Genomic DNA, 24,888 nt, shown 5'->3' with positions numbered 1-24,888 from the left:
AACTAAGAAATAGATGAATTTATTATCATTAATTGCTATAAATTAATTAATTAAGCAATTTTATTCTAATTTTTTGCGGATTGTAGAAATGGATCGTTACGATAAGGCTATTCTTCAGCAGCTTCAGCTAGATGGACGCATCTCAAACCAAGAGTTAGCGGATAAGGTCGGTCTCTCACCCTCCCCCTGCTTACGCCGTGTCAGAGCCCTTGAAGAGAGCGGCATCATTAGCGGCTATCGCGCCAACTTGGATGCCAAAAAATTGGGGTTAACGCTTACCGCAATCATTATGATTTCGATGGATCGCCACACCCCAGAGCGTTTCGCCAACTTTGATAAGGTCATTAATGATCTACCAGAGGTATTAGAGTGCTTGCTGATTACCGGTCAGGATGCTGACTACCAACTCAAAGTGGTGGTGCATGACATGGAAGATTTTCAACGCTTATTGCTCGAAAAGATCACCCGCATAGAGGGCGTGACCGGCGTGCATTCGAGTTTTGTCATGCGCAATGTTAAGAGTGAATCGGCACTACCCGTTCGATAAAAGCGTGTTATATTTCTGGTCTATAAAAACAGAACAAGGTGTGTGCTATGCCGTTAAAAGCCCTCTCTTTAAGTGTGTCAATTCTCACAAGCCTAGTGTCGACCTCAGCCTTTGCTGTGACGCCCGATGATAAGTACAAAGAGTCCCTACTCTACGATAAACCCGTCAAAGTCGCCGATGATGTCTACTCGGCCATCGGGCAGTTGAAGTTTTACACCTATGAGAATGCCGGCCACAACAATAACCTTAGCTTCGTGATTGGCGATGAGTCAGTCCTGGTGGTGAATGGTTCAAGTACTTACCTATTAGCCAAAGCCCTACATGATGAGATCAAACAACTGACCGACAAACCGGTTAAATACGTCGTTGATGAAAATGGCCAATCCCATGCCGCTCTAGGAAATAACTACTGGAAAGAGCAAGGGGCAACCATTATTGCCCATGTCGATGCGGAAGAGGAGATTCAAGAACAGGGATTTCGCGGTCTAGAGATGCTCAAAGAGACACTTAAAGAGCGCATCAATGGCACCGAATTGACCGAGATCGATCAAACCTTTGAAGAGAGCATGACGCTAGATCTTGGGGGCATCACGGCCGAACTTATGCACCTTGGCCCAGCCCACTCAAAAGGGGACATCAGTGTTGTGATTCCTGAGCGCAACGTCATGATTGCCGGCGATATCGCGTTTCACCAACGCATGCTGCCCGTCTTTCCAGAGACCAATACGGCTGAATGGATAGAGACTTGGGTGAATGAGTTTACACCGATAGCACAGGATATGATCATTGTTCCGGGTCACGGGGAACCCACTAACTTTGCCGAGGTCGATCGATATACTCGCGGTTACCTTGAGTACGTTCGGGGTAAGATCGGAGAGTTGATTGATGAGGGCGGCACACTCGATGACGCCTACAAAATTGACCAAACACCCTACCTTCATCTAGAGACAGCCGATGAGCTAGCGGGCAAAAACGCGGGGCGCATCTTTGAAGCGATGGAGTGGGAGTGACACAGCGCTTTACTCTTCGCCCCTATCAACAACAGGCGGTTGATGCGACGCTGACGCACTTCCGCCAAACCTCCGAGAGCGCCGTACTGGTGCTCCCTACCGGAGCCGGTAAAAGCCTAATCATTGCCGAGCTAGCCCGCCTAGCAAAGCGTAAAATATTGGTGGTCACTCACGTTCAAGAACTGGTCGAACAGAATGCTTCCAAATATGCGGCATTAGGGCTGACACCAGGTATCTACTCGGCGGGACTAAAGCAGCGTGACACTGAACATCAAGTGGTGTTTGCCTCGATCCAATCAATCGCCAGAAATCTCGATCAGTTTGATCATCAGTACTCATTGATCATTATTGATGAGTGCCACCGTGTCTCTGATAACGACGAATCGCTCTATCAACAACTGATCAGCCAGATTAAGAAGAGTAATCCATCGCTAAAGGTATTAGGACTCACTGCCACCCCCTATCGTTTAGGCCATGGCTGGATATACCATCGGGATTACCGTGGTTTTTTCCGCCAATCAGAGAGCACCATTTTCCAACACTGCATCTATGATCTGCCGATGCGCAACCTGATCAAACAGGGGTTCTTAACGGAGCCTAAGCTGATCAATGCAGCGACCGCACACTACGACTTCTCAGCACTGACACCCTCACCTAACGGACTGTTTGCAGAGCGGGAGGTCAATGAACTGCTGGCTAAATACCCCAGAGTCACTGAAGCCATTTGTGAGCAGGTCGTGGAACTTGCTAACGATCGGCAAGGCGTCATGTTGTTTGCGGCCAGTGTTAAGCACGCAAAAGAGATATTGGACTACCTCCCTAAAGGGGAAGCGGAGCTGGTGATAGCCGATACCGATGCTAAGCAACGTACAGAGATCATCAACCGCTTTAAACAGCGGCAGTTTAAATACCTCGTTAACGTTGCGGTACTGACCACCGGTTTTGATGCACCACATGTCGATCTAATTGCGATTCTTCGCCCCACTCAATCAGTCAGTCTGTTCCAACAGATGGTCGGTCGCGGCTTACGACTGAGTGAAGGTAAAAAAGAGTGTTTAGTCATCGACTACGCCAACAACGGAATCGATCTATTCGACCCTGAAGTCGGCGTACCCAAGCCAGCACCTGATACCGAGCCGGTACAGGTGTTCTGCCCTATCTGCGACTTTGCTAACCTCTTTTGGGGAAGAACCGATCAAGATGGAGCCGTCATTGAGCACTATGGACGCCGCTGCCAAGGTCTCTCTGATGACGGGGAGCAGTGTCAGTTTCGCTTTAAGTTCAAAAGCTGCCCTCATTGCGGCGCTGAAAATGATATCGCGGCACGAAACTGCCAAGGGTGTCATGAGGCTCTGATCGACCCTGATGATCTGATCAAAAAAGCTCTATCACTGAACAGCTGCAAAGTGATTCGCTGTGCGGGACTTAGAGTCAATCAAGAGGATATGGCGATACGAGTGACCTACTATGATGAAGATGCAAACACCCTATCGGAGAAGTTCAACCTCACCAACCCCAAACAAAGGGTGCTGTTTAATCAACTCTTTGGATCACGGGTGAATAGTGGTCAATCACCCACTCTTTTCAATAGCGTGGAATCAGTACTTGAGCTGAGCAGCGCTTTACCCGTACCGGACTTTGTCGTCTCCAGAAAATCGGGTAAGTATTGGCAAGTGACCGAGCGCATCTTTGACTACCAGGGGCGCTATCGTAAAGCGAACCAGCTGTAAAAAACCCTACCTTTTACAGGGTGTTAATTCTTCTCTATTTGCTATGATGCGCGCTCAAATTGAGAGGAGAGAACTATGCGTTTAGCCGAAATGGAAGCGATCATGTTTAACGTCGGTGTCACCGTCTTCGCTCTCTTCATCTTCTTTATCATCTACGATCTTGCTAAAAAATCGAACGCCGGCAAATTCGGTACTTTTATTCTTTTCTTTGCACTCGGCCTAGGCCTTGCTGCCTTTTTAGCAAAATCGATCATCGTTGAGTTTATCGGCGGCTCGATTTAAAGCAATTGCCGGATTCACCAGTGACTGGCTTTAGCCTGTCATCTGCTTTATCAGCGTTTTCCAGAAGATTGAATGTAATTCGAAAGCGGATGACAGGCTGAAAGCCAGTCACCGTTGCTAAAGTAGTTACCTTCTACAATATACCGGCTAGTTACTTTATAATCGCGGAATCATTTTCAGAAGGAACAACAATGGAACAGCGCAGTATCAAAGTCGGTCAAATCGATGTGAATAACGATAAGCCGATGGTGCTTTTTGGTGGTATGAACGTATTGGAATCGCGTGATTTAGCAATGACCATTGCTGAGCAGTACGTTGAAGTGACGAACAAGCTGAACATTCCTTATGTTTTCAAAGCGAGCTTTGATAAGGCAAACCGTTCCTCTATCAACTCTTTCCGTGGCCCTGGCTTGGATGAGGGTTTGAAGATCCTTCAAGAGGTTAAATCGACCTTTAAGGTACCTGTTATTACCGACGTGCACGAACCCTTCCAGTGTCAGCCTGCCGCTGAAGTTTGTGATGTGATTCAGCTACCTGCATTCCTCTCTCGCCAGACTGATCTTGTGGTCGCTATGGCGAAAACCGGTGCGGTGATTAACATCAAGAAAGCACAGTTTTTAGCTCCTCATGAGATGAAGCACATCTTAACCAAGTGTGAAGAGGCCGGTAACGACCAACTGATTCTGTGTGAGCGCGGCAGCGCCTTTGGTTACAACAACCTAGTGGTCGATATGCTTGGCTTTAGCATCATGAAAGAGTTTGGTTACCCAGTTATCTTCGATGCTACCCATGCACTGCAGATGCCAGGTGGTCGTTCGGATTCAGCCGATGGACGTCGTGCACTGGTAGCACAGCTGTCACGCGCGGGTCTTTCACAGGGTATTGCCGGCCTATTCTTGGAAGCACACCCTAATCCAAATGTTGCGAAGTGCGACGGCCCATGCGCCCTGCCGCTATCCAAGCTAGAGCCTTACCTAGCACAGATGAAAGCGGTGGATGAGTTGGTTAAGTCCTTCCCCGCGTTGGATACGTCGGCGGAGTAACGCGATCCTGTAGGAACGAATTGCCGAAGGCAAACCGTGAACAATTAATTTGGCGGGTTCGTCCATTCGCGGTTTTTCACTTCGTTCAAATTCGCTCCTACAGAGTGCCGGTGACTGGCTTTCAGCCTGTCATCCGCTTTATCAGCATCTTCCAGAATCTACAATGTAATTCGAAAGCAGCTGACAGGCTGAAAGCCAGTCACTGCTGTCAAACCCCGGCATTTTGCCCAAGCTTCGCTTCCCACTGCTGAGCTCTCTCTAAATCAATCTCCCTACCCAGCTCGCCCTTGGTGTAGATATCCACCATTCGCTGAATGGCAACTGGGTGGCCCTGTTCCGCCGCAGCTTTGTAGTGTTCATAGGCTTTATCAGCCAATTTGAAAATCACTGGCGGATACCCAGACTCATAGAGCTTAGCCATTTGGTATTGTGACTTTGCATCACCGCGCTCAGCAGCAGCCTGAATATACAAAGCCCCCTGCTCTTTGCTGGCAGCATCGGCACCGCGAAAGTGCAGAAGAAACCCATAAGTAGAGAGCGCTTTGACGCTACCGCGTTGGGCCCCTACCCTGAAGAGCTTCATCGTCTTATCGTGAATCCATTTAGAGCGACGTGCGAATGGGCTTCTAAATATGGCGTAGGCACTCCAAGCCGCAAGATCTCCTAGCATTGTCATTAAAGTTGCTCCAGCCAGTTAATAGACGGTGCGAAATAGGCACTTCCAGTGACCGCGCGCGTGAAAAGCAAAAGGTTGTCGGCATCTCCATGTTCATCCCCCATTACCATCGAGGTGAGCATTTTTGTGAAGGGAACTGGGGAGGCTCCAAAAGAGATAAAGACAAGCCCTTTACGATGTGCATCCCCATACGGCATAGAGTGACGCAGTATCTCGATAGACTGTCCATTCTCATCTTTTAGTGAGGTGCGTTTAGTGTGAGCGTGTGGTGATTTATCAGCACTGGCAAACTCAACATTATCTTGCTTTGTGCGACCGTAGGTCTTCTCTTGCTCAGAAACAGGTAAACTTCCCCACGATTCGAGATCATGTTCATATCTCTGAACATGCAGGTAGGAACCTCCGGCAAATTCACCTTCAGCCACCAGTGCCACTTCGGCTCGATGATCCCCTTCTGGATTTTCAGTGCCATCGACAAATCCGGTAAGATCTCGCATATCATGATATCTAAAACCACGAATCTCCTCGATCAACGTTACGTTAGAGCCCAACGTATTTTGAACCTCAGCCATTAAATCCATATTGATATCAACAGAATCTGAACGAATAGAAACATATAGATCAGTGGGTGTTGAAGGTGCCACCCGAATGCCGTTTTCCAATGCAGGAAAAGCGGTCAGCTCTGCTGGTTGAGTGGTCGATATTTGATGCCAATAAACAGAACCTACTGCGACGGTCAAAAAAGCACCATTACCCAATGAATCCAAACGAGATTGAATCACCGGAACATTTTTTAAAAAGGCCTTAACTGAGCTAAGAGCTTCGCTATTACGCTTAACGTTATAACTTAAATAAATGGCATGTTGACTAGACTCAGCAATAATACCGGGCTGTGGAGTGGACATAAAAAAAGGACCTATTCAATTAGATCCTTTCATTTAAAAGCGCCGACTCAGATAGATCAAGCGACTAAATCAATTTTTGATTAATTGAGTAGCGACGCCCACTCAGCTTTAAGCGCTTCGAGCTCGTTTTCAGCTTTCTGCTTCGCTTTTTTCTTAAGGCCTGCAACCTCTTCTGTTTTCGCTGCAACAATCGCTTTAGCTTCTGCGGCAGGATATTCTGCATTGGCTACCTGATCCAATAGAGGCTGTGCACCACGGAGAATGGCACGACGGCGCCCCTCTTCAATGCGCGCTAACTCTTCTGCTGTAAGCTCTTTCTGCTTGGCTTTCTGCTTTTCAGCCTTAGGTGCTACATAGGTCAACGGACGAATACCGGCCGCGATACGAACCTTTTCAAGCAGTGGAGCCGCTTCTGCACGTGCTTTTTCAGCGCCTTTATGAAGCTCAGCTTCAACGGCATCAAGATTGTTCATCAGTTCATTGTAACGTGCACGTGGCGCTGACAATTTGGCATCCAGAAACTCAAACAGCTCTCGCTTTGCTTCACCCCAAGCGATGCCATTTTCAAACGCTGATCGCATTGTTGCACTTTCGTCCTTATTGGCGAACAGATTGTAGAGTTGGAAGATGGTGCTGTTATCGGCATCCTTTGGCTCACCGGGCTCACGCAGGTCGGTTTTAATCTGATTGATGAGCTTGCGTAGCTGATCAGTTGGCGCAAACAGAGGAATCGTATTGTCGTAACTCTTCGACATCTTACGACCATCCAAACCGGGGATCAGTTGAGTCTCCTCATCCACCTGAGCTTCTGGAAGTGCGAACAACTCTTCATAGGTATGGTTGAACTTACCAGCGATATCACGCGCCATTTCGATGTGTTGAATCTGATCTTTACCCACCGGAATCTTATGCGCGTTGAACATCAGAATGTCTGCCGCCATTAGAATGGGGTAGCTAAACAGGCCCATGGTGATGCCATCGTCCAGATCCTCTGACCCAGCATCACGGTTAGCATCGACTGAGGCTTTGTAAGCGTGAGCACGGTTCATCAAACCCTTAGAGCACATACAGGTAAGAATCCAAGTGAGTTCTGGAATTTCTGGTATATCGGTCTGACGATAGAAGGTCGCTTTGTCGGTATCCAACCCAAGTGCCAACCAAGTCGCCGCAATTTCGCGTGTTGATTGCGCCACGCGTTCCGGATCGTGACATTTGATCAGTGCATGGTAATCCGCCAAAAAGAAGAACGAATTGGTGTTTGGATTAAGGGTCGCTTCAATCGCAGGTTTAATCGCACCAAGGTAGTTACCAATGTGCGGAGTACCGGTGGTTGTGATACCTGTTAAAACGCGTGTATTGCTCATGGAACACTCAAGAGTCTGTGTGAAAATTAAGGTGCAGATTCTACACAGTTGTGGCTGTAACGCCCACCCCAATCCATTTGCACTTACCGGTTAATGAAGGTTTAATTTAGGAACTGTTAATTTAAGGAATCTTTTGATGGATAGCCAACTTCCGTCCTACATCACTCTGCTAGGCTTTGTAGTGCCTGCTCTAGTCTTTATCATTCGTTTAGACCGATACCAAGCAGCGACTATCGTACACGCACTGTTGATGGCTCTGCTCTGTCTATTTGTTGGCTTCCTGTTCTCTGGGGCCGCCATCAAGTTATTGAGCCTTAGCAACCCCCTACTCACCTCAGGGATGGTGGTTCTTGGATCTACAATTGCCACCCTTGCGAGATTGATCTGGATAAAACGCTTCGCGTAACAGCTATCAAACCCTCTATTTCAAGTACATTATCTGAAGACTGTATCCATGCTACTACTGATATCACCTGCTAAGACTCTCGATTATGAAACACCGGCCAGCACCCAACTGAAAAGTGAGCCGGAGTTTACCGACCGAGCTGAAACGCTGATCAACAACTTGCGTGAATATGCGCCGCAAGATATCGCTGAACTGATGAAGCTCAGCGACAAACTGGCCTCTTTGAACATAGCGCGTTACCAAAGCTGGGTGAAAGAGCATAATGAGACGAATGCTAAACAGGCGATGTTAGCCTTTAAAGGCGATGTCTATACCGGCTTGGATGCTGATTCGTTCGACGAAGCGGACTACCAATTTGCACAGAACCACCTAAGAATTCTGTCCGGCCTCTATGGTCTCCTAAAACCGATGGATCTGATGCAGCCCTACCGCTTAGAGATGGGCACAAAACTTCAAAACGATGCCGGCAAAAACCTCTACAGCTACTGGGGCTCAACAATTACCGATCGCCTCAATGACGAGTTAGCCAGTGATAAAACACCGGTCGTTGTGAATCTTGCGTCGAACGAGTACTTCAAGTCGGTGCAAGCTAAAGCACTTAATGCTCGCCTTATCAGCCCTGAGTTTAAAGACCTAAAAAACGGTCAATACAAGATCATCAGTTTTTACGCGAAAAAGGCTCGAGGTCTGATGACCCGCTACGCCATCAAGAACCGCATTGAGAATCCAGAGGATCTGAAACAGTTTGATCTAGAGGGTTATGCATTTAATGCGTCGATGAGTGAAGGAGATAATTGGGTGTTTACGCGGGATCATGCGGAGTAACGGAACAACTTGGTGACTGGCTTTAGCCTGTCATCCGCCTGATCCGCCTCTACAATTTAGTTCGAAAGCGGGTGACAGGCTGAAGCCAGTCACCTAACACGGAGTAAAAAAAGACCGCCAATAGGCGGTCTTTTTTATTGCTTAGATCAAGCGTCCGGTGACGCTTTATCGAGCTGTTGTGTCTCGTACATCAGGATCGGATCATTCTTATCTTTAATCACACCCTGATCGATCACCACTTTCGATACACCCTCTAGAGACGGTAGTTCGTACATGATCTCGAGCAGTTTAGACTCTAGGATTGAACGCAGACCACGTGCACCGGTTTTACGCTCAAGCGCCAACTCAGCCACTGCGAACAGTGCATCTTCACGGAACTCTAGATCAGCACCTTCCATCTCAAACAGCGCTTGATACTGCTTAGTCAGGCTGTTTTTAGGCTCAGTCAAAATCTGAATCAATGCCTCTTGATCCAATTCAGAGAGCGTCGCGATCATCGGTAGACGACCAATGAACTCTGGAATCAGACCAAACTTAACTAGATCTTCTGCTTCGACGTCATGAATACGATCGACACCCTTCTCGTCATCTTTACTACGAACAGTAGCACTGAAGCCGATTGAGCTTCGCTCACTGCGATCGGCAATGATCTTCTCTAGCCCAGCAAAGGCACCACCGACGATAAACAGGATGTTAGAGGTATCAACCTGTAAAAACTCCTGCTGAGGGTGTTTGCGACCACCCTGTGGCGGTACAGAGGCAACGGTACCCTCAATCAGTTTTAGAAGTGCCTGCTGTACACCCTCACCCGATACGTCACGCGTGATCGATGGGTTGTCGGACTTACGTGAGATCTTATCGATCTCATCAATGTAGATAATGCCCTGTTGTGCTTTCTCTACATCGTAGTCACATTTCTGCAGCAACTTCTGAACAATGTTCTCAACGTCTTCACCGACGTAACCCGCTTCAGTCAGCGTCGTCGCGTCAGCCATAGTGAAAGGCACATTCAACATGCGCGCTAGCGTCTGCGCCAACAGGGTCTTACCGCTACCCGTTGGGCCGATCAGAAGTATATTGGACTTACTCAGCTCAACGTCACTGTTTTTACCCGTAGCACGTAGGCGTTTGTAGTGGTTATAAACCGCTACCGCCAACACTTTCTTGGCACGCTCTTGACCGATCACATACTCATCAAGATTGTCTTTAATCTGACTCGGCGTAGGGAGCGTTTCGTCATCCTGTGACTCTTCGATCTCCGCCATCTCCTCGGTGATGATGTCGTTACACAGATCGACACACTCATCACAGATGAAGACTGAAGGACCAGCAATCAGCTTGCGTACTTCATCCTGGCTTTTGCCACAGAATGAACAAAATAGCTTGCTGTCGTTCTGATCGTTGTTCTCTTCAGACATGTTAATTCCTCTAAAAAGATTAGCCTTCTCGGCTGCTAAGCACTTTGTCAGCTAGACCAAATTCCACCGCCTGTTCGGCTGATAGGAAGGTGTCGTGTTTCATGATTTCGTACAACTCTTCGTACGACTTACCCGCTGTGTTACGTTCAGCGTAGATCTCGGTCAGACGATCGTTAAGGCGCTTAGCCTCTTCCATGTGGCGACGAGCATCTTCAAATTCAAGCTCTTGTACATGTACAGAGCCACGTGTACCAGGCGTACCTGAGCTGACACGGTGAATCATTGTACGTGATTCAGGTAGTAAGAAGCGCTTACCTTTGGCGCCGGCCATCGCAAGGAATGAGCCCATGCTAGCCGCTTGACCCAATACCATGGTGCTGACATCCGGTTTGATGAACTGCATGGTATCGTAGATCGCCATACCGGCAGTGACCGATCCACCAGGTGAGTTGATGTACAGGTGGATGTCTTTTTCTGGATTTTCCGCTTCCAAAAAGAGCATCTGTGCAACGATCAGGTTCGCCATGTGATCTTCGACAGGACCGACCATAAAGATTACTCGCTCTTTTAATAGGCGAGAGTAAATATCGTAAGCGCGCTCACCACGGGAACTCTGCTCGACAACCATTGGCACCAAGCCACTGTCTGTTACATCAAATGGGCGGCCTGAGTAGATATCTGACATCAATAGTTTTCCTTATTCACGGCACTAATAACCAAAAAACGACAGCCAGCTTTCGCTAACTGCCGTTTTTTATAAGGATCTAAACGAGGTTTAGATCCATTACTCAACAATAATTACTGCTGAGCCGGCTTAAGAGCTTCTTCGTAGCTGACTTTAACTTCCTTCACCTTAGCAGATGCAAGAAGGTGGTCAACAACTTCGTCTTCTAGAGCAAGGCTACGGATCTGATTTAGCATCTGTTCGTTGCCTTTGTAGTAGCTGATCACTTCATCAGCATCGTCGTAGCTCTCTGCGATATCCGCAAGAATCGCATCAACACGCTCGTCAGTCGCTTCAAGGTTACCCGCTTTGATCACCTCTTGTACTAGAAGACCGATCTTAACGCGACGGATTGCCTGCTCTTCGAACAGCTCTTTAGGTAGAGTGTTTGGATCGATTTGAGCCTGGCCACCAAACTGCTGAACCGCTTGCTGACGAAGTACGTTCACTTCATCATCGATCATTGCAGCTGGTGCTTCGATTTCGTTCTGAGCGATCAGTGCATCGAATACAGCGGTTTTAGTCTTAGTTTTAAGCGCGTGGTTCATTTCACGAGCCATGTTCTTTTCAACTTCCGCTTTGAATTCAGCTTCGTCTGCAGAAGAGACACCGAACTTAGCGAAGAACTCTTCGTTTAGCTCAGGAAGTTCTGGTTTAGACACTTCGTTAAGCTTCATCTTGAAGGTTGCAGCTTTACCCGCTAGCGCTTCAGACTGGTACTCTTCAGGGAAAGTGACTTCTACGTCGAACTCTTCGCCTTTCTTCTTACCGATGATGCCATCTTCGAAACCAGGGATCATGCTACCAGAACCGATTACTAGGTCTTGACCTTCTGCTTTACCGCCTTCGAACGCTTCGCCATCTACGAAACCTTCAAAGTCGATGTTAACTTGGAAGCCTTCTTTAACCATGCCGCGAGTCGCTTTAAACGTGCTCTGCTGCTTGCGAAGTGTGTCGATCATGTTCTTAACGTCAGCCGCTTTGATCGATGCTGTTGCTTTCTCAACTTCAACGCCCGCTAGATCTTTTAGTTCGATCTCTGGGTAAACGTCGAATGTCGCAATGTATGCAAAGTCTTCACCTTCTTTATCGGTTTTGAACTCGATAGAAGGAGCGCCTGCTGGCATTAGTGATTCCTGCTGAACAGCTTCGTAGAAAGTCTCTTGTACGACGCGGTTTAGTACTTCGTAACGAATCGCGTCACCGTACATACGCTTAATTACTTTTGCAGGTACTTTACCTGGACGGAAACCGTCCATACGGCGAGTGCGAGCCTGCTGTACAACCTGCTTCTCAACGTCAGTATCGATACGTTCGGCCGGAACAGTCACGGTTAGTTGGCGCTGAAGGCCTGAAGTAGTCTCTACAGAAACTTGCATGGAATTCCTCATTAATTCTTTTGAGAGTGTCAAACTCTTCTGTCATCAAAAATGACGCAGTCCGAGTCATTAAAATCAAGCGCGAAATTTTCCGGTAACTGAGCCCATTAGTCAAGTAAACATGCCAACAGAACTGAAAAAGTTACAAGGTTTAGAAAACGAAGATGAGCTTGATAATGTGAGCGATAAAAAAGAGGGAACTTCTAAGGGGTGTTTCCAGATGGTGCGGTCGGAGAGACTCGAACTCTCACACCTTGCGGCACCAGAACCTAAATCTGGCGTGTCTACCAATTCCACCACGACCGCATCTGGATTGTTGCGATTCGGCTGAGCCGAATAGTGTTGCTCGTTATAAAAGTATGGTGCGGTCGGAGAGACTCGAACTCTCACACCTTGCGGCACCAGAACCTAAATCTGGCGTGTCTACCAATTCCACCACGACCGCATACTTTTATGATGTACCCAAAAATTGGGGTGGATGATGGGGCTCGAACCCACGACCACCGGAATCACAATCCGGGGCTCTACCAACTGAGCTACACCCACCATTGTGGTACATCTGGACAGGTTGCTTGGCGCGCCCAGCAGGGCTCGAACCTGCAACCTACGGCTTAGAAGGCCGTTGCTCTATCCAATTGAGCTATGGGCGCCTAACGTGCTGCCCGACCTCACAAGTGACTGGATGGAAGTCGTCATCTGCGAGGAGGTGCGTATCCTACGACCTGACCTGCAGGTGGTCAATACCCTGTTTTACTTTTTTAAAGATTTTTTTTCGTTTTGATTAATAGTTGATCAGAAACCGGGGATTTCGGTGCTTTAGCTGGGGTTTCTGGAAGACGGTGAGGTGGCGGATGACAGGCTGAAGACCTGTCACCGGAGAATTAACCAAGCTACGGAGTGGCGGTGACTGGCTTTCAGCCTGTCACCGGAGAATTACGTTCGCGGTTTGTCGCTTCGCGCCAATTCGCTCCTACAGTCGAGCTAAGCAAAAAGAGCGTTGCGAAGTCTTACTGTAGGTGCGCTCTGCCTCTAAGGCAGACCGCGATCAAATCGCTCAAGCGGTTTGTACGTTTACCCTTCCCGATACCAGGTCGTACCCTCTGGACCATCCTTAAGAATCACACCCGCAGCAGCCAACTGATCACGAATTTCATCAGAGCGGGCAAAGTCTTTGTTCGCTCTCGCCTCTTTACGCTCAACGATCAACGCTTCCACTTCATCGCCACTGATCTCTCCGGCACCGCCCTGCTGTAGAAAATCTTTAGGGTTTTGCTGCAATAGACCGACAACTCCGGCAAGCGCCTTAATCTGACCTGCCAATTGTGAAGCCGCTGCCTCATCTTTACCTTTCAGGCGGTTTAGCTCACTGGCCATCTCAAACAGCACGGCAAACGCCATTGGGGTATTAAAGTCATCATCCATCGCGGCAAAGAATCGATCGCTGTAGTCGTTTGAGGCGATCTCGACTTCAGGTATCTCTACCCCGTCGAGTGCTTGATAGAAACGATCCAGTGCCGAACGGGCCTCTTTAAGGCTATCCAGCGAGTAATCGATCGAAGAGCGGTAATGCACACTCGATAAGAAGTAGCGAACCACCTCTGGATTATGCTCTTTAAGCACTTCACGAATCGTAAAGAAGTTACCCAACGACTTGGACATCTTCTCTTTGTTCACTCGCACAGGGCCAGCATGCATCCAATAGTTTACATAGGTCTTGCCATTAGCAGCTTCCGACTGAGCAATCTCATTTTCATGGTGCGGGAAGGGAAGATCAGGTCCGCCACCGTGAATATCAAAGGTTTCACCTAGACAGCATTTAGACATGGCTGAACACTCAATGTGCCAACCTGGACGGCCAGCTCCCCAAGGCGATTCCCAACTGGTCTCACCTGGTTTAGCCGCTTTCCAAAGTACAAAGTCGAGTGGACTCTCTTTTGCTGCCTCAACCTCGACACGAGCACCTGAACGAAGCTCGTCAATCACCTTATTGGTTAGGCGTCCATATGTCTCAAACTTCTCAACCCGGTAGTAGACATCACCGTTGGCCGCTGCATAGGCAAAACCTTTGTCGATAAGGGCTTGGACCATGTCGATAATGTCTTGAATGTGATGGGTTGCACGCGGCTCTTGATCAGGACGCAGTACGCTTAGCGAAGCCTCATCTTCATGCATCGCCGCGATCATACGCTGAGTCAGCTGATCAGGAGTCTCACCGTTCTCAGCTGCGCGCTTTAGAATCTTGTCATCGACATCGGTGATGTTTCGAACATACTCAACATCCCAACCACGCGCCCGTAGGTAACGAGTGATCACATCAAACGAGACCATTACTCGCGCATGACCTATATGACACAGATCGTAGACGGTCACCCCGCAGACATACATGCGGATTTTACCCGCTTCAATCGGGGTGAAGGGCTGCTTTGATTTTGAAAGTGTGTTGTATAGTTGAAACATACTCTATCCGTATTAATGCATTTGAGTTGGCAGCTTAACCTCTGCCAACAACGCGCCACCCAGCGGACTGGTTTCGCGTGAAATCAATAAATGACCTTGGTACCAGTGAATCGCTTCCCACTGCCCCATCTTCGCCAGTGAGTAGCGCACCGCCTGATCAAACTGTGCCTGCCCCTGATCCACTGGAACTATCCAGACAAAGGGCTGGGTGACGGCAAAGCCACTGCCATAACCTATAAGCGCTAGACGACGACTCTTTGCGTCATAATCAGCTCCGGTAATTAAACCGGCCACATTAAAGCTCTGTTGTGACCTTACCGACTGTTGATCAGAGTTTGGATCGACTATATAGAGCCGACTCTTATGATCTCGCCAATTCTTAGTAAAGAGCCAGTAGTTACCGTCTACCTCTGTCACTGCTTCACAGTCACGATTGTGGTCTTGGCGCTCGACTGCTGGCGTGACATCAGCCAATTTCACATTAATGGTATTGGCATCTACCAAGCCTTGGCTTTCGTCTAGCTGGTCCCAACTGATTGAGTGGAACTGAAACCAGATACGATCACCGCGATTATTACCGCAATCAGCAATGACCAGCGCCTCACTGGTGGTAATCAGTGACTCCCAATCAAGATTAGCCGCATTCCTTAGGGTAACCTTTTCCACCTTTGTGGCTGAGTCATCCGTTAAATCAAACCCATAAAGGAAAGGATCATTACCGCCATCATTAATGGACCACAGGGTCTGATTGTGAAGCGCCAAACCAGAGCCTTCTGGCAAATTTTCGCCTAAGGAGCGAATCGATGTTGGCATCAATCTCAGCTCTGACCACTGCGCTCGATTCACCGGTGACGATGAACAACCGATCAAGATCAGCAGTGGAAGAGCCAGAGAGATCCAGCGCATCTATTTCGCCATTTTCGCCCAAGAGTCACGAAGACCCACAGTGCGGTTAAAGACTAAGCGATCTGAGTTACTGTCTGGATCAACCGCAAAGAAACCCTGTCGCTCAAACTGATAACGGCTCTCGATTGCCGCATTAGCCATACCAACCTCTACACGTGCATTGGGGAATACCGATAGAGACTCTGGATTGATGAACTCCAAGAAATCGCGCTCTTTATCCCCATCTGGATTCGCTTCAGTAAATAGTCGATCGTAGAGACGCACTTCACAAGGAATTGAGTTGTCTGCACTGACCCAATGAATGACACCCTTGGGTTTGTAGTCGATTGGGTTTTCACCTTTAGTCGCCGGATCATAGGTCACTAATAATTCGGTTACTTCACCCTGCTCATTAGTGACCACCTCTTCACAGGTGACACAGAAAGCGCCACGCAGACGTACGGCAAACCCTGGTGCCAAACGTTTCCACTTCTTAGGCGCTTCCATCGCAAAATCTTCGCGCTCAATTAGAAGGTTCTTAGTAAACGGAATACGACGTACGCCCATCGACTCATTTTTAGGGTGAACAGGCACCTCAAACCACTCCTCTTTACCCTCTTCGTAGTTGGTAATGGTCAGTTTGATAGGATCAGTCACACACATAGCACGTGGCGATTTAGCGTCCAGATCTTCACGAATAGCCGCTTCCAGCATACCCATATCGACTGTTGAGTTAGAGCGCGTCACGCCGATCATGTCACAGAAGTTACGAATTGAATCGGGTGTGTAACCGCGACGACGCAAACCAGAGATGGTTGGCATACGCGGATCATCCCAGCCTGTTACGTGCTGCTCATCGACAAGCTGTTTCAGCTTGCGCTTAGAGGTGATGGTGTAGTTCAGATTGAGACGTGCAAATTCATACTGACGTGGTGTAGCCGGTACTGGCAGATTGGCAACAAACCAGTCGTAGAGTGGACGGTGATCTTCAAACTCGAGCGTACAGATCGAGTGTGTTATCTCCTCTATCGCATCCGATTGACCATGTGCGAAGTCGTAGCTCGGATAGATACACCACTTATCACCCGTCTGGTGATGATGTGCTTTGCGGATACGGTAGATAACTGGATCACGCATGTTCATGTTAGGCGATGCCATATCAATCTTGGCACGCAACGCCGCTTCACCCTCTTCGAAGGCACCGTCACGCATCTTTTCAAACAGCGCTAGGTTCTCTTCAGGTGAGCGATCACGGAACGGGCTGTTTTTGCCCGGCTCGGTCAAATTACCGCGGTACTGACGCATCTCTTCGCCATTCAGCTCGCAGACAAAGGCTTTGCCCTCTTGAATCAAGTGAACCGCCCACGCATAGAGTTGATCAAAGTAGTTTGAGGTGTAGCGGATGTCACCATTCCACTTGTAACCCAACCACTCAACATCGCGCGTGATTGCATCGATGTACTCTTGTGACTCTTTCTCTGGGTTGGTGTCATCAAAACGAAGATTACAGACACCTTGGTACTTCTCAGCCGTACCAAAGTTCAGACAGATCGATTTAGCATGACCAATGTGAAGAAAACCATTGGGCTCTGGTGGAAAACGGGTAACAACCTTACCCTGATGCGTGCCCTGCTCTAGATCCTTTTCAACGATCTGATGAATGAAATTGGTAACGGTAACCGCTTCGTTTTTACTCATAATTCAACTTTGACGTGACTGTAAAATAATAAGCGCGGAATTATATGCCATCCGAACACGTCAATACAGGGCGAAACCCCTATTTGATCTGATATACTTCGCACAAATTTCAACTTAAAGGGAAAAACTGATGATCGTTCTTACGACCAACTTCGGCGAAATCAAAATTGAACTCGATTTTGACAAGGCTCCAAAAACTGCGGCGAACTTCGAACAGTACGTTAAAGAGGGTTTTTACGACGGTGTGATTTTCCACCGTGTCATCAGCAACTTCATGATTCAAGGCGGTGGTTTTGAACCAGGTATGCATCAGAAAAAAACTCGCGAACCTATTGAGAACGAAGCCGATAACGGTCTAAGCAACGAGATGTACACCGTCGCAATGGCACGTACGATGGACCCACACTCAGCCTCTGCTCAGTTCTTCATCAACGTTGCGGATAACGCCTTCCTCGATCACTCTGGCAAGAACACGCAAGGCTGGGGCTACGCGGTATTTGGTAAAGTTGTTGAAGGCCAAGAGGTAGTCGACAAAATCAAACTGGTACCTACTACTATGAAAGTGGGTCACCAAGACGTACCGGTTGACGATGTCATCATTGAGAAGGCTGAAGTTCAGGCTTGATCTTGAAACGTCTATTCATTTCAGACCTTCACCTACAAGCGGAGCGACCCGAGATCACTCGGGCGCTTCGTTACTTCCTCTCACATATCGCGCCTTCTAGCGATGAACTCTACCTACTGGGTGATATTTTTGAAGCCTGGATTGGTGACGATTTTGCCGACCCTGTTCTCAAAGAGATTCAACCCTACTTCGAAGCCTTAAGCCGAACGGGTACGAGCATCTATCTCATGCACGGCAACCGTGACTTCCTGTTAGGCAAGAAAAGTGCAAGTAAACTGTCAGCCGAACTACTGCCTGAACAGATCAAGATTGAGCTACCCAAACGCGGCACCGCCCTACTGATGCACGGCGATGAACTCTGCATTGATGATGCCGCCTACCAGGCCTTTCGAAACCAGGTGAGAGACCCAAACTGGCAGCAAGGCTTTCTAGCGAAAAGTATTGAGGAACGTCTCGCCATTGCACGCCAAATTCGCGATGAAAGCCAACAGCAAAATAGCAACAAAGAAGATTACATCATGGATGTAAATGTAGGATTTTGCGAAGAATTACTTACAAAAGAAGAGTGTCAGATACTGATCCACGGACACACTCACAGACCCAGCATTCATACCAATATCAATGGTAATGATTCGCTTACCAGGGTTGTTTTAGGTGACTGGAGCTCAAGCGGGTATTATCTTCTGAGTCACAAAAAGGAGTTCACACTCTCTAAGTTTGAACCCCCAGAAGATTTCACTTAATTGAGTGTAGGCTTACCCGAATGAAAGCGGAACAGATCATCTTCTGACTCCACTAACTCTTGCTCTCTCTGGCGGAAAAGTTCAATCCGATCGGTAATTGGCTCACCCGCATAATCTTCAGCCAGTTTTAGATAGTCCTGATAGTGACGGCCCTCAGAGCGCAGCAGTGAGCGATAGAACTTAGCCAACTCTTCATCAAGGTAAGGGGCCAATGCAGCGAAGCGCTCACAGGAGCGCGCCTCAATAAACGCACCGACAATCAACGTATCGATCAATCGACCCGGCTCTTCACGTCGAACCAACTCATGCAGACCACTGGCGTAACGCGACGCAGATAGGTTGCCATATTTAAAGCCACGCCTGTCCATCAGACCCAACACCTGTTCGAAATGGATCAACTCCTCCCGAGCGAGTCGTGACATCTTATTGAGAAGTTCTGGACGATCGACGTATCGAAACATCAGTGTCATGGCCGTAGAGGCCGCTTTCTTCTCACAGTGAGCGTGGTCGGTCAGTAGCAGAGATTGATGCTTAGGATCTTTGGCGACTTGGATCCACTGATCCGGTGTCTGGCATCCTAAAAAGCTTTGAATCTCGGTTAACGCGTCCACGTCTCTCTCCATATAATCGTTGGGTGGTGCTAATTATAACGATCAGCGCACCCGTCCGGTACCCTCTTAGATATGTTGCGCTGCAGCGATATACTTTTTCTTTGTAAAACAATAAGAAAAGGTTCTATAAACAGCCGGTTACAAGCCCAAAGTATAAAGGCCTTTTAGCCTTTGGGTGATTAACAGAGAATGGCGACTCCTGTAGAATAACGGCGTTTTTTTAATAACCATTGATATCGGGAAGATATCCTCCTTTCGCCTCACAAGGGTGTTAGGTGTAGCCATTAATGAGGGCCATATCGTGCTTGAAGCTTACAGTAAACACGTTGAAGAACGTGCCGCAGAAGGCGTACCGCCAAAGCCACTAGACGCTGATCAAACCAGCGCACTGGTTGAGCTACTTAAAAACCCACCAGCAGGCGAAGAAGAGTTTCTTCTAGACCTTTTAACTAACCGTGTTCCTGCCGGTGTTGACCAAGCTGCTTATGTGAAAGCAGGTTTCTTGGCGGCGATCGCTAACGGTGAAGCTTCATCTCCTCTAATCAGCAAAGTTGCTGCGGTTGAACTTCTTGGCACAATGCTAGGTGGTTACAACATCGAGCCAATGATCAAGAGCCTAGATGACGCTGAACTAGCACCTGCTGCTGTTAAAGGCCTATCACACACACTTCTTATGTTCGATGCGTTCCACGACGTTAAAGAGAAGATGGATGCCGGTAACGCATCAGCTAAACAGGTGATGGAGTCTTGGGCTAACGCTGAGTGGTTCACTAGCAAGCCTGAAGTTGCTGAAAAAATCACAGTGACTGTATTCAAAGTACCTGGCGAAACAAACACTGACGACCTATCCCCTGCTCCAGATGCATGGTCACGCCCTGACATTCCACTGCACGCTAACGCGATGCTTAAGATGGAACGTGAAGGCATTAACCCAGAAGAACCTGGTGTTAAAGGTCCTCTAGCTCAGATCGAAGAAGTTAAAGCGAAAGGCTTCCCAGTTGCTTACGTGGGTGACGTTGTTGGTACTGGCTCTTCACGTAAGTCTGCAACGAACTCAGTTCTATGGTTCTTCGGTGATGATATCCCGAACGTGCCTAACAAACGTGCTGGCGGCTACTGTTTCGGCGGCAAAATCGCTCCTATCTTCTATAACACAATGGAAGATGCTGGCGCACTACCGATCGAGATGCCAGTTGACGACCTAAACATGGGCGACGTGATCGACGTTTACCCATACGAAGGTAAAGTATGTAAGCACGGCACTGATGAAGTGATCTGTGAATTCGGTCTAAAAACTCAGGTTCTTCTAGACGAAGTACGTGCAGGCGGTCGTATCCCACTGATCATCGGTCGTGGTCTAACGGATAAGGCACGTGAAGCACTAGGTCTAGGTCAAACGGATCTGTTCCGTAAGCCACAACAGCCTGCTGACTCTGGCAAAGGTTACACCCTAGCTCAGAAGATGGTTGGTAAAGCATGCGGCATGGATGGTGTTCGTCCAGGCATGTACTGCGAGCCTAAGATGACAACGGTTGGTTCACAGGATACCACTGGCCCAATGACGCGTGACGAGCTTAAAGACCTTGCTTGTCTTGGTTTCTCTGCTGATCTTACTATGCAGTCATTCTGTCACACAGCGGCTTACCCTAAACCAGTAGACGTTAACACTCACCACACGCTTCCTGACTTCATCATGAACCGTGGCGGTGTATCGCTTCGCCCAGGTGACGGTGTTATCCACTCTTGGTTGAACCGCATGCTTCTTCCTGACACTGTGGGTACTGGTGGCGACTCGCACACTCGTTTCCCACTCGGTATCTCTTTCCCTGCAGGTTCTGGTCTAGTTGCATTCGCTGCGGCTACAGGCGTTATGCCTCTGGATATGCCTGAGTCAGTATTGGTTCGTTTCAAAGGCAAACGTAACCCTGGCATCACGCTACGTGACCTTGTACACGCGATCCCTTACTACGCAATCAAAGAGGGTCACCTAACGGTTGCTAAAGCGGGTAAGAAGAACATCTTCTCTGGTCGCGTTCTTGAGATCGAAGGTCTTGAAGAGCTAACAGTTGAACAGGCATTCGAACTATCTGACGCATCTGCAGAGCGTTCTGCAGCAGGCTGTACTATCACTCTAGGTGAAGATTCAGTCGCAGAATACTTGAAGTCGAACATCGTCATGCTTAAGTGGATGATCGCTGAAGGCTACGGTGATGCGCGTACTATCGAACGTCGTATCAAAGGCATGGAAGAGTGGCTAGCTAACCCAAGCCTAATGCGTGCTGATTCTGACGCAGAATACGCTTGTGTCATCGAAATCGATCTAGCGGACATCAAAGAGCCAATCCTTTGTGCTCCAAACGATCCAGACGATGCTCGCCTACTTTCAACAGTACAGGGCGAGAAGATCGATGAAGTATTCATCGGTTCTTGTATGACTAACATCGGTCACTTCCGTGCTGCAGGTAAACTGCTTGAAGCATCAGGTGCCTCTATCCCAACGCGTATGTGGATCGCTCCACCAACGAAGATGGATGCGGCTCAGCTAAGTGACGAAGGTTACTACAACATCTTCGGTAAAGCCGGTGCTCGCATGGAGATGCCTGGATGTTCACTCTGTATGGGTAACCAAGCACGTGTTGCTGCGAAATCGACTGTAGTCTCTACTTCGACTCGTAACTTCCCTAACCGTCTAGGTGATGGCGCCGATGTCTTCCTAGCCTCTGCTGAACTAGCGTCAGTTGCTGCTCTAGAGGGCAAGCTGCCAACGGTTGAAGAGTACATGAGCTACGCTCAGAAGATCGACAGCATGGCAGGTGACATCTACCGTTACCTAAACTTCGATCAGATGGAAAACTACGTAGAGAAAGCCTCTTCTGTGATTCCAACGGTTCAAGCGTAATCGGTTGATTAACGCTTAAAAAACCCGGCTTTTGCCGGGTTTTTTTGTTTAATAACGAACCGCTCTGCGGTTGTTTCGCGGTTTACCACTTCGTGGTAATTCGCTCCTACAAACGGAGCATTAAATTGTAGGAGCGAATTGGCGCGCAGCGACAAACCGCGAAATTGTAGGAGCGAATTGGCGCACAGCGACAAACCGCGAAATTAAGATAGCGGATGAGAGGCTGAAAGCCAGTCACCGTCACTCCGTAGCTTGGTTAATTCTCCGGTGTCTGGCTTCAGCCTGACATCCGCCCTATCAGCGTTTTCCAGAGATCAACTCTTGAATCCCCTTCTCTCCCATCTCCCGCAACAGCTCCACATTACGTTCCGGCACCGAATCGATGTCAGGGTGTGTCTCGACGGCCCAGGCGACGCTCGCTTCGCGAAGCAGATGCATCATGGGATAAGGGGATCGATTGGTATGGTTTGCAGGGTCGATCTCTGCGACACCGTCAAACTGATAATCTGGGTGGAAGCCAGCCACTTGGAAAACGCCCGAATAACCCAGTGCGTCGATCAGTTCATCGACACCGGCCAGATAATCTAAGTAGGCATCAAAGTCTTTCGTAAAGTTGGGGTGGATCAATAGGGTCGTTTCGATACTCTTATCGTTCACTAGTCGCTCTAGCTCTTCGACCAGCAGCTGAGTAATCGACTCAATGTCGTCACCGGTGTAGACAAGATAGCGTAACTGATTTTGATCGATGCTTTTCTTGGCAAAGGGGCAGAGATTTAGCCCGACGACCATTTTATCCACCCAATGCTGGGTCGATTTGATTACTTCATTTTCAAAATCAGTCATTTACCAATACTCGTCGAAAATTAGTGGTTAGTTAATTATACCCAAGGGCGAAGTAAGACAGTATTTTGATCTCTCCCTGTCAAGACCAAAAAGTGTTTTTTTCACCGTTTTTATTACTCACAGAATCTGTGGATAACTTGGTGAATAATGTTTGGAAGAAGTGCGCTACTACCGATGAACTGGGGCGTTCAGCAAATTGGTTCAATTTTGAACCGGTAAAAATATATCCTTAAAATTCAATAACTTAAATTATTCAACAGGATTTTATAATTTTTTTAAAATATTTTTGTACTTTTTTCTTATAAAAAACTTGCACTGTGAACAAAAATTATTTTGTCTCATTTTGGTGCGGATTTAGAGGGGCTGTTCGGCGTCTGGAATTTCGATCTCTATGTGCCCTTTGGGACGACAACAGCAGGTTAAAACCTCTCCTTCTGCACAGTCCACCAGTGCATCCTGAACAGGTTCAACTTCGCCATCTAACAGACGCACCTTACAACATCCACAGTATCCACCGCGGCAGTTGTAAGGTGCAGGTATTTGTTGAGCTTCCAATGCATCAAGCAGTGAAAACTCATACTGGTAGTAGAAGGTGTGATGGTTGCTGACTTTGATGCGTGGGATACCCGACATCGTCAAACCCTCAAATTAAAGGTCAAAGCCTTCGAAATCCTCATCCCCTACTTCGTTGTCGATTTGACCGACCAGGTAGGAGCTGATTTCTGACTCTTGAGGAGCCACTTGGACGTTATCGCTGACCAACCATGAGTTCATCCAAGGCAATGGGTTAGCGCGGTTCTCGAAGATCTCTTCTAGACCCAAAGCTTTCATTCGAACGTTGGTAATGTACTCAACGTAATCACCCAGAATTCGCGCGTTTAGACCGATCATTGAGCCCTGACTAAAGAGATACTCTGCCCAAGATTTCTCTTGTTCTGCCGCATCACGGAAGAGTTTGATCACTTCCTCTTTCTGCTCAATAGCGATCTGTTTGAAATCAGGATCATCAGCACCCGAGGCCATGATGTTGATCATGTGCTGTGTGCCGGTGAGGTGCAGCGCTTCATCACGTGCAATCAGACGGATAATCTTCGCATTACCCTCCATAACTGCACGCTCTGCAAATGCAAATGAACAGGCGAAGCTAACGTAGAAACGGATCGCTTCCAAAACGTTAACAGATACCAGCGTTAAGTAGAGTTTCGTTTTGATGTTGTAGAGCGTTGCATCGACCAGATTACCGTCGATTGTGTGCTTACCTTCACCATGAATGGTGAAGACATTCACTAGCTCTATCAACTCATCGTAAAGACGCGTCACCGCTTCAGCTCGCTCAACGATCTCTGGGTTGGTCACGATGGTATCAAACACCTTAGACGGTTCAGTCACAATGTTGCGAATGATGTGCGTGTACGAACGGCTGTGAATGGTCTCACTGAACGCCCAAGTTTCAAACCAGGTCTCAAGCTCAGGGATAGAGACGATCGGCAAAAACGCGACGTTTGGCGACCGACCCTGCACTGAATCCAGCAGGGTTTGGTATTTAAGATTGCTCAAGAAGATGTGCTGTTCATGCTCTGGAAGTGCCATGAAGTCTTTACGGTCAGTACTTAGATCAACCTCTTCTGGGCGCCAGAAGAAAGAGAGCTGCTTCTCGATCAGCTTTTCAAAGATTGGATATTTCTGTTTGTCGTAACGCGCAACGTTAACACTGCGACCTAGAAACATCGGTTCGCGAGTTGCATCGTGATTACTGGTACTGAATGTAGAGTAAGACATCTGCCCTAACCTCTTCGTAAAAGTTTAAACGGCCGCCCG

The 24,888-nt window shown here is 48.1% G+C and carries 23 protein-coding genes and 4 tRNA genes; 10 read left to right on the top strand and 17 right to left on the bottom strand.

What is annotated here, in order from left to right; genetic code table 11:
• Positions 1-88: 88 nt before the first annotated feature.
• From XMA127_RS07070 to kdsA, 5 genes are all read left to right on the top strand, one after another.
• Positions 89-547, top strand: coding sequence for an Lrp/AsnC family transcriptional regulator (locus XMA127_RS07070; protein WP_173481004.1), 459 nt, complete (start codon positions 89-91; stop codon positions 545-547).
• 47 nt (positions 548-594) lie between these two features.
• Positions 595-1,557, top strand: a complete 963-nt coding sequence (locus tag XMA127_RS07065) for an MBL fold metallo-hydrolase (protein WP_173481005.1) — start codon at positions 595-597, stop codon at positions 1,555-1,557.
• Entirely contained in the window at positions 1,554-3,287 is a 1,734-nt protein-coding gene (locus tag XMA127_RS07060) for a DEAD/DEAH box helicase (protein ID WP_173481006.1), read from the top strand. Before XMA127_RS07065 ends, XMA127_RS07060 begins: the two co-directional genes overlap by 4 nt.
• A 75-nt stretch (positions 3,288-3,362) precedes the next feature.
• Entirely contained in the window at positions 3,363-3,569 is a 207-nt protein-coding gene (locus tag XMA127_RS07055) for a DUF2788 domain-containing protein (RefSeq protein ID WP_173481007.1), read from the top strand.
• 191 nt (positions 3,570-3,760) lie between these two features.
• Entirely contained in the window at positions 3,761-4,612 is an 852-nt protein-coding gene (gene kdsA, locus XMA127_RS07050) for a 3-deoxy-8-phosphooctulonate synthase (RefSeq protein WP_173483998.1), read from the top strand.
• Between the two features lie 208 nt (positions 4,613-4,820).
• On the opposite strand, the gene XMA127_RS07045 is transcribed toward kdsA, so the two are convergent.
• The 3 genes from XMA127_RS07045 to XMA127_RS07035 form a co-directional block, all read right to left on the bottom strand.
• Complete coding sequence (locus XMA127_RS07045; protein ID WP_173483999.1) at positions 4,821-5,288, bottom strand: tetratricopeptide repeat protein; 468 nt, start codon at positions 5,286-5,288, stop codon at positions 4,821-4,823.
• A complete protein-coding gene (locus tag XMA127_RS07040) occupies positions 5,288-6,193 on the bottom strand; it encodes a Dyp-type peroxidase (protein WP_173481010.1) in 906 nt (301 codons plus the stop codon). Before XMA127_RS07040 ends, XMA127_RS07045 begins: the two co-directional genes overlap by 1 nt.
• An 80-nt stretch (positions 6,194-6,273) precedes the next feature.
• On the bottom strand, positions 6,274-7,557 hold the full coding sequence (locus XMA127_RS07035; RefSeq protein ID WP_173481011.1) for a tryptophan--tRNA ligase: 1,284 nt from the start codon (positions 7,555-7,557) through the stop codon (positions 6,274-6,276).
• Positions 7,558-7,693: 136 nt separating this feature from the next.
• Between XMA127_RS07035 and XMA127_RS07030 the strand changes: the two genes are divergently transcribed.
• Together XMA127_RS07030 and yaaA are read left to right on the top strand one after the other, a co-directional pair.
• The gene (locus XMA127_RS07030) at positions 7,694-7,963 is read left to right on the top strand and encodes a hypothetical protein (RefSeq protein WP_173481012.1); all 270 of its coding nucleotides are present in this window, start codon (positions 7,694-7,696) and stop codon (positions 7,961-7,963) included.
• A gap of 48 nt (positions 7,964-8,011) precedes the next feature.
• Positions 8,012-8,788, top strand: a complete 777-nt coding sequence (gene yaaA, locus XMA127_RS07025) for a peroxide stress protein YaaA (protein ID WP_173484001.1) — start codon at positions 8,012-8,014, stop codon at positions 8,786-8,788.
• 146 nt (positions 8,789-8,934) lie between these two features.
• Here yaaA and clpX read toward each other — a convergent pair whose 3' ends face one another.
• From clpX to XMA127_RS06975, 10 genes are all read right to left on the bottom strand, one after another.
• Complete coding sequence (gene clpX, locus XMA127_RS07020; protein WP_173481014.1) at positions 8,935-10,206, bottom strand: ATP-dependent Clp protease ATP-binding subunit ClpX; 1,272 nt, start codon at positions 10,204-10,206, stop codon at positions 8,935-8,937.
• Between the two features lie 19 nt (positions 10,207-10,225).
• The gene (locus XMA127_RS07015; RefSeq protein ID WP_173483693.1) at positions 10,226-10,891 is read right to left on the bottom strand and encodes an ATP-dependent Clp protease proteolytic subunit; all 666 of its coding nucleotides are present in this window, start codon (positions 10,889-10,891) and stop codon (positions 10,226-10,228) included.
• A 113-nt stretch (positions 10,892-11,004) separates the two neighbouring features.
• A complete protein-coding gene (gene tig, locus XMA127_RS07010; RefSeq protein WP_173484002.1) occupies positions 11,005-12,309 on the bottom strand; it encodes a trigger factor in 1,305 nt (434 codons plus the stop codon).
• 221 nt (positions 12,310-12,530) lie between these two features.
• A tRNA-Leu gene (locus XMA127_RS07005) sits at positions 12,531-12,615 on the bottom strand.
• 54 nt (positions 12,616-12,669) lie between these two features.
• A tRNA-Leu gene (locus XMA127_RS07000) sits at positions 12,670-12,754 on the bottom strand.
• 25 nt (positions 12,755-12,779) lie between these two features.
• Positions 12,780-12,855: transfer RNA gene (locus XMA127_RS06995), tRNA-His, on the bottom strand.
• Positions 12,856-12,882: 27 nt separating this feature from the next.
• Positions 12,883-12,959, bottom strand: a tRNA-Arg gene (locus XMA127_RS06990).
• A gap of 421 nt (positions 12,960-13,380) precedes the next feature.
• Positions 13,381-14,766: a cysteine--tRNA ligase gene (gene cysS, locus XMA127_RS06985; protein WP_173484003.1), complete on the bottom strand. Its 1,386-nt coding sequence runs from the start codon at positions 14,764-14,766 to the stop codon at positions 13,381-13,383.
• Between the two features lie 12 nt (positions 14,767-14,778).
• Positions 14,779-15,672 carry a hypothetical protein gene (locus XMA127_RS06980; protein WP_173484004.1) on the bottom strand — a complete coding sequence of 298 codons (894 nt, stop codon included), beginning with the start codon at positions 15,670-15,672 and terminating at the stop codon, positions 14,779-14,781.
• Positions 15,673-17,349, bottom strand: a complete 1,677-nt coding sequence (locus XMA127_RS06975; RefSeq protein WP_173484005.1) for a glutamine--tRNA ligase/YqeY domain fusion protein — start codon at positions 17,347-17,349, stop codon at positions 15,673-15,675.
• A 130-nt stretch (positions 17,350-17,479) separates the two neighbouring features.
• Here XMA127_RS06975 and XMA127_RS06970 point away from each other — a divergent pair, with 130 nt between their 5' ends.
• Positions 17,480-17,974 carry a peptidylprolyl isomerase gene (locus XMA127_RS06970; RefSeq protein WP_173483688.1) on the top strand — a complete coding sequence of 165 codons (495 nt, stop codon included), beginning with the start codon at positions 17,480-17,482 and terminating at the stop codon, positions 17,972-17,974.
• Positions 17,975-17,976: 2 nt separating this feature from the next.
• Positions 17,977-18,717, top strand: a complete 741-nt coding sequence (locus XMA127_RS06965) for a UDP-2,3-diacylglucosamine diphosphatase (protein ID WP_173484006.1) — start codon at positions 17,977-17,979, stop codon at positions 18,715-18,717.
• Here XMA127_RS06965 and XMA127_RS06960 read toward each other — a convergent pair.
• A complete protein-coding gene (locus XMA127_RS06960) occupies positions 18,714-19,328 on the bottom strand; it encodes a tRNA-(ms[2]io[6]A)-hydroxylase (protein WP_371731436.1) in 615 nt (204 codons plus the stop codon). The two genes, XMA127_RS06965 and XMA127_RS06960, sit on opposite strands and share 4 nt — an antisense overlap.
• 301 nt (positions 19,329-19,629) lie before the next feature.
• On the opposite strand from XMA127_RS06960, the gene acnB reads away from it, so the two are divergent.
• Complete coding sequence (gene acnB, locus XMA127_RS06955; protein WP_173484007.1) at positions 19,630-22,227, top strand: bifunctional aconitate hydratase 2/2-methylisocitrate dehydratase; 2,598 nt, start codon at positions 19,630-19,632, stop codon at positions 22,225-22,227.
• Between the two features lie 297 nt (positions 22,228-22,524).
• On the opposite strand, the gene XMA127_RS06950 is transcribed toward acnB, so the two are convergent.
• The 3 genes from XMA127_RS06950 to nrdB form a co-directional block, all read right to left on the bottom strand.
• Positions 22,525-23,070: a DUF1415 domain-containing protein gene (locus XMA127_RS06950; protein WP_173484008.1), complete on the bottom strand. Its 546-nt coding sequence runs from the start codon at positions 23,068-23,070 to the stop codon at positions 22,525-22,527.
• A gap of 354 nt (positions 23,071-23,424) precedes the next feature.
• Positions 23,425-23,703 carry a class I ribonucleotide reductase maintenance protein YfaE gene (yfaE, locus tag XMA127_RS06945; protein WP_173481025.1) on the bottom strand — a complete coding sequence of 93 codons (279 nt, stop codon included), beginning with the start codon at positions 23,701-23,703 and terminating at the stop codon, positions 23,425-23,427.
• A gap of 15 nt (positions 23,704-23,718) precedes the next feature.
• Positions 23,719-24,849 (bottom strand): class Ia ribonucleoside-diphosphate reductase subunit beta, encoded by a 1,131-nt coding sequence (nrdB, locus tag XMA127_RS06940; protein ID WP_173483685.1) that lies wholly within the window; start codon positions 24,847-24,849, stop codon positions 23,719-23,721.
• Positions 24,850-24,888: the final 39 nt, after the last annotated feature.

The sequence above is a fragment of the Marinobacterium sp. xm-a-127 genome (assembly GCF_013283425.1).
Lineage (GTDB): Bacteria > Pseudomonadota > Gammaproteobacteria > Pseudomonadales > Balneatricaceae > Marinobacterium_E.
This window is presented reverse-complemented; position numbering and strand designations above follow the sequence as displayed.

Coding starts and splice junctions, on each gene's coding strand:
- XMA127_RS06980 (WP_173484004.1), bottom strand. CDS start 15,672: ATGCGCTGGATCTCTCTGGCTCTTCCACTGCTGATCTTGATCGGTTGT.
- yaaA (WP_173484001.1), top strand. CDS start 8,012: ATGCTACTACTGATATCACCTGCTAAGACTCTCGATTATGAAACACCG.
- XMA127_RS07040 (WP_173481010.1), bottom strand. CDS start 6,193: ATGTCCACTCCACAGCCCGGTATTATTGCTGAGTCTAGTCAACATGCC.
- XMA127_RS07035 (WP_173481011.1), bottom strand. CDS start 7,557: ATGAGCAATACACGCGTTTTAACAGGTATCACAACCACCGGTACTCCG.
- tig (WP_173484002.1), bottom strand. CDS start 12,309: ATGCAAGTTTCTGTAGAGACTACTTCAGGCCTTCAGCGCCAACTAACC.
- nrdB (WP_173483685.1), bottom strand. CDS start 24,849: ATGTCTTACTCTACATTCAGTACCAGTAATCACGATGCAACTCGCGAA.
- XMA127_RS06950 (WP_173484008.1), bottom strand. CDS start 23,070: ATGACTGATTTTGAAAATGAAGTAATCAAATCGACCCAGCATTGGGTG.
- cysS (WP_173484003.1), bottom strand. CDS start 14,766: ATGTTTCAACTATACAACACACTTTCAAAATCAAAGCAGCCCTTCACC.
- XMA127_RS07045 (WP_173483999.1), bottom strand. CDS start 5,288: ATGACAATGCTAGGAGATCTTGCGGCTTGGAGTGCCTACGCCATATTT.
- yfaE (WP_173481025.1), bottom strand. CDS start 23,703: ATGTCGGGTATCCCACGCATCAAAGTCAGCAACCATCACACCTTCTAC.
- XMA127_RS06975 (WP_173484005.1), bottom strand. CDS start 17,349: ATGAGTAAAAACGAAGCGGTTACCGTTACCAATTTCATTCATCAGATC.
- XMA127_RS07030 (WP_173481012.1), top strand. CDS start 7,694: ATGGATAGCCAACTTCCGTCCTACATCACTCTGCTAGGCTTTGTAGTG.
- clpX (WP_173481014.1), bottom strand. CDS start 10,206: ATGTCTGAAGAGAACAACGATCAGAACGACAGCAAGCTATTTTGTTCA.
- kdsA (WP_173483998.1), top strand. CDS start 3,761: ATGGAACAGCGCAGTATCAAAGTCGGTCAAATCGATGTGAATAACGAT.
- XMA127_RS07070 (WP_173481004.1), top strand. CDS start 89: ATGGATCGTTACGATAAGGCTATTCTTCAGCAGCTTCAGCTAGATGGA.
- XMA127_RS06970 (WP_173483688.1), top strand. CDS start 17,480: ATGATCGTTCTTACGACCAACTTCGGCGAAATCAAAATTGAACTCGAT.
- XMA127_RS07055 (WP_173481007.1), top strand. CDS start 3,363: ATGCGTTTAGCCGAAATGGAAGCGATCATGTTTAACGTCGGTGTCACC.
- XMA127_RS07015 (WP_173483693.1), bottom strand. CDS start 10,891: ATGTCAGATATCTACTCAGGCCGCCCATTTGATGTAACAGACAGTGGC.
- XMA127_RS07065 (WP_173481005.1), top strand. CDS start 595: ATGCCGTTAAAAGCCCTCTCTTTAAGTGTGTCAATTCTCACAAGCCTA.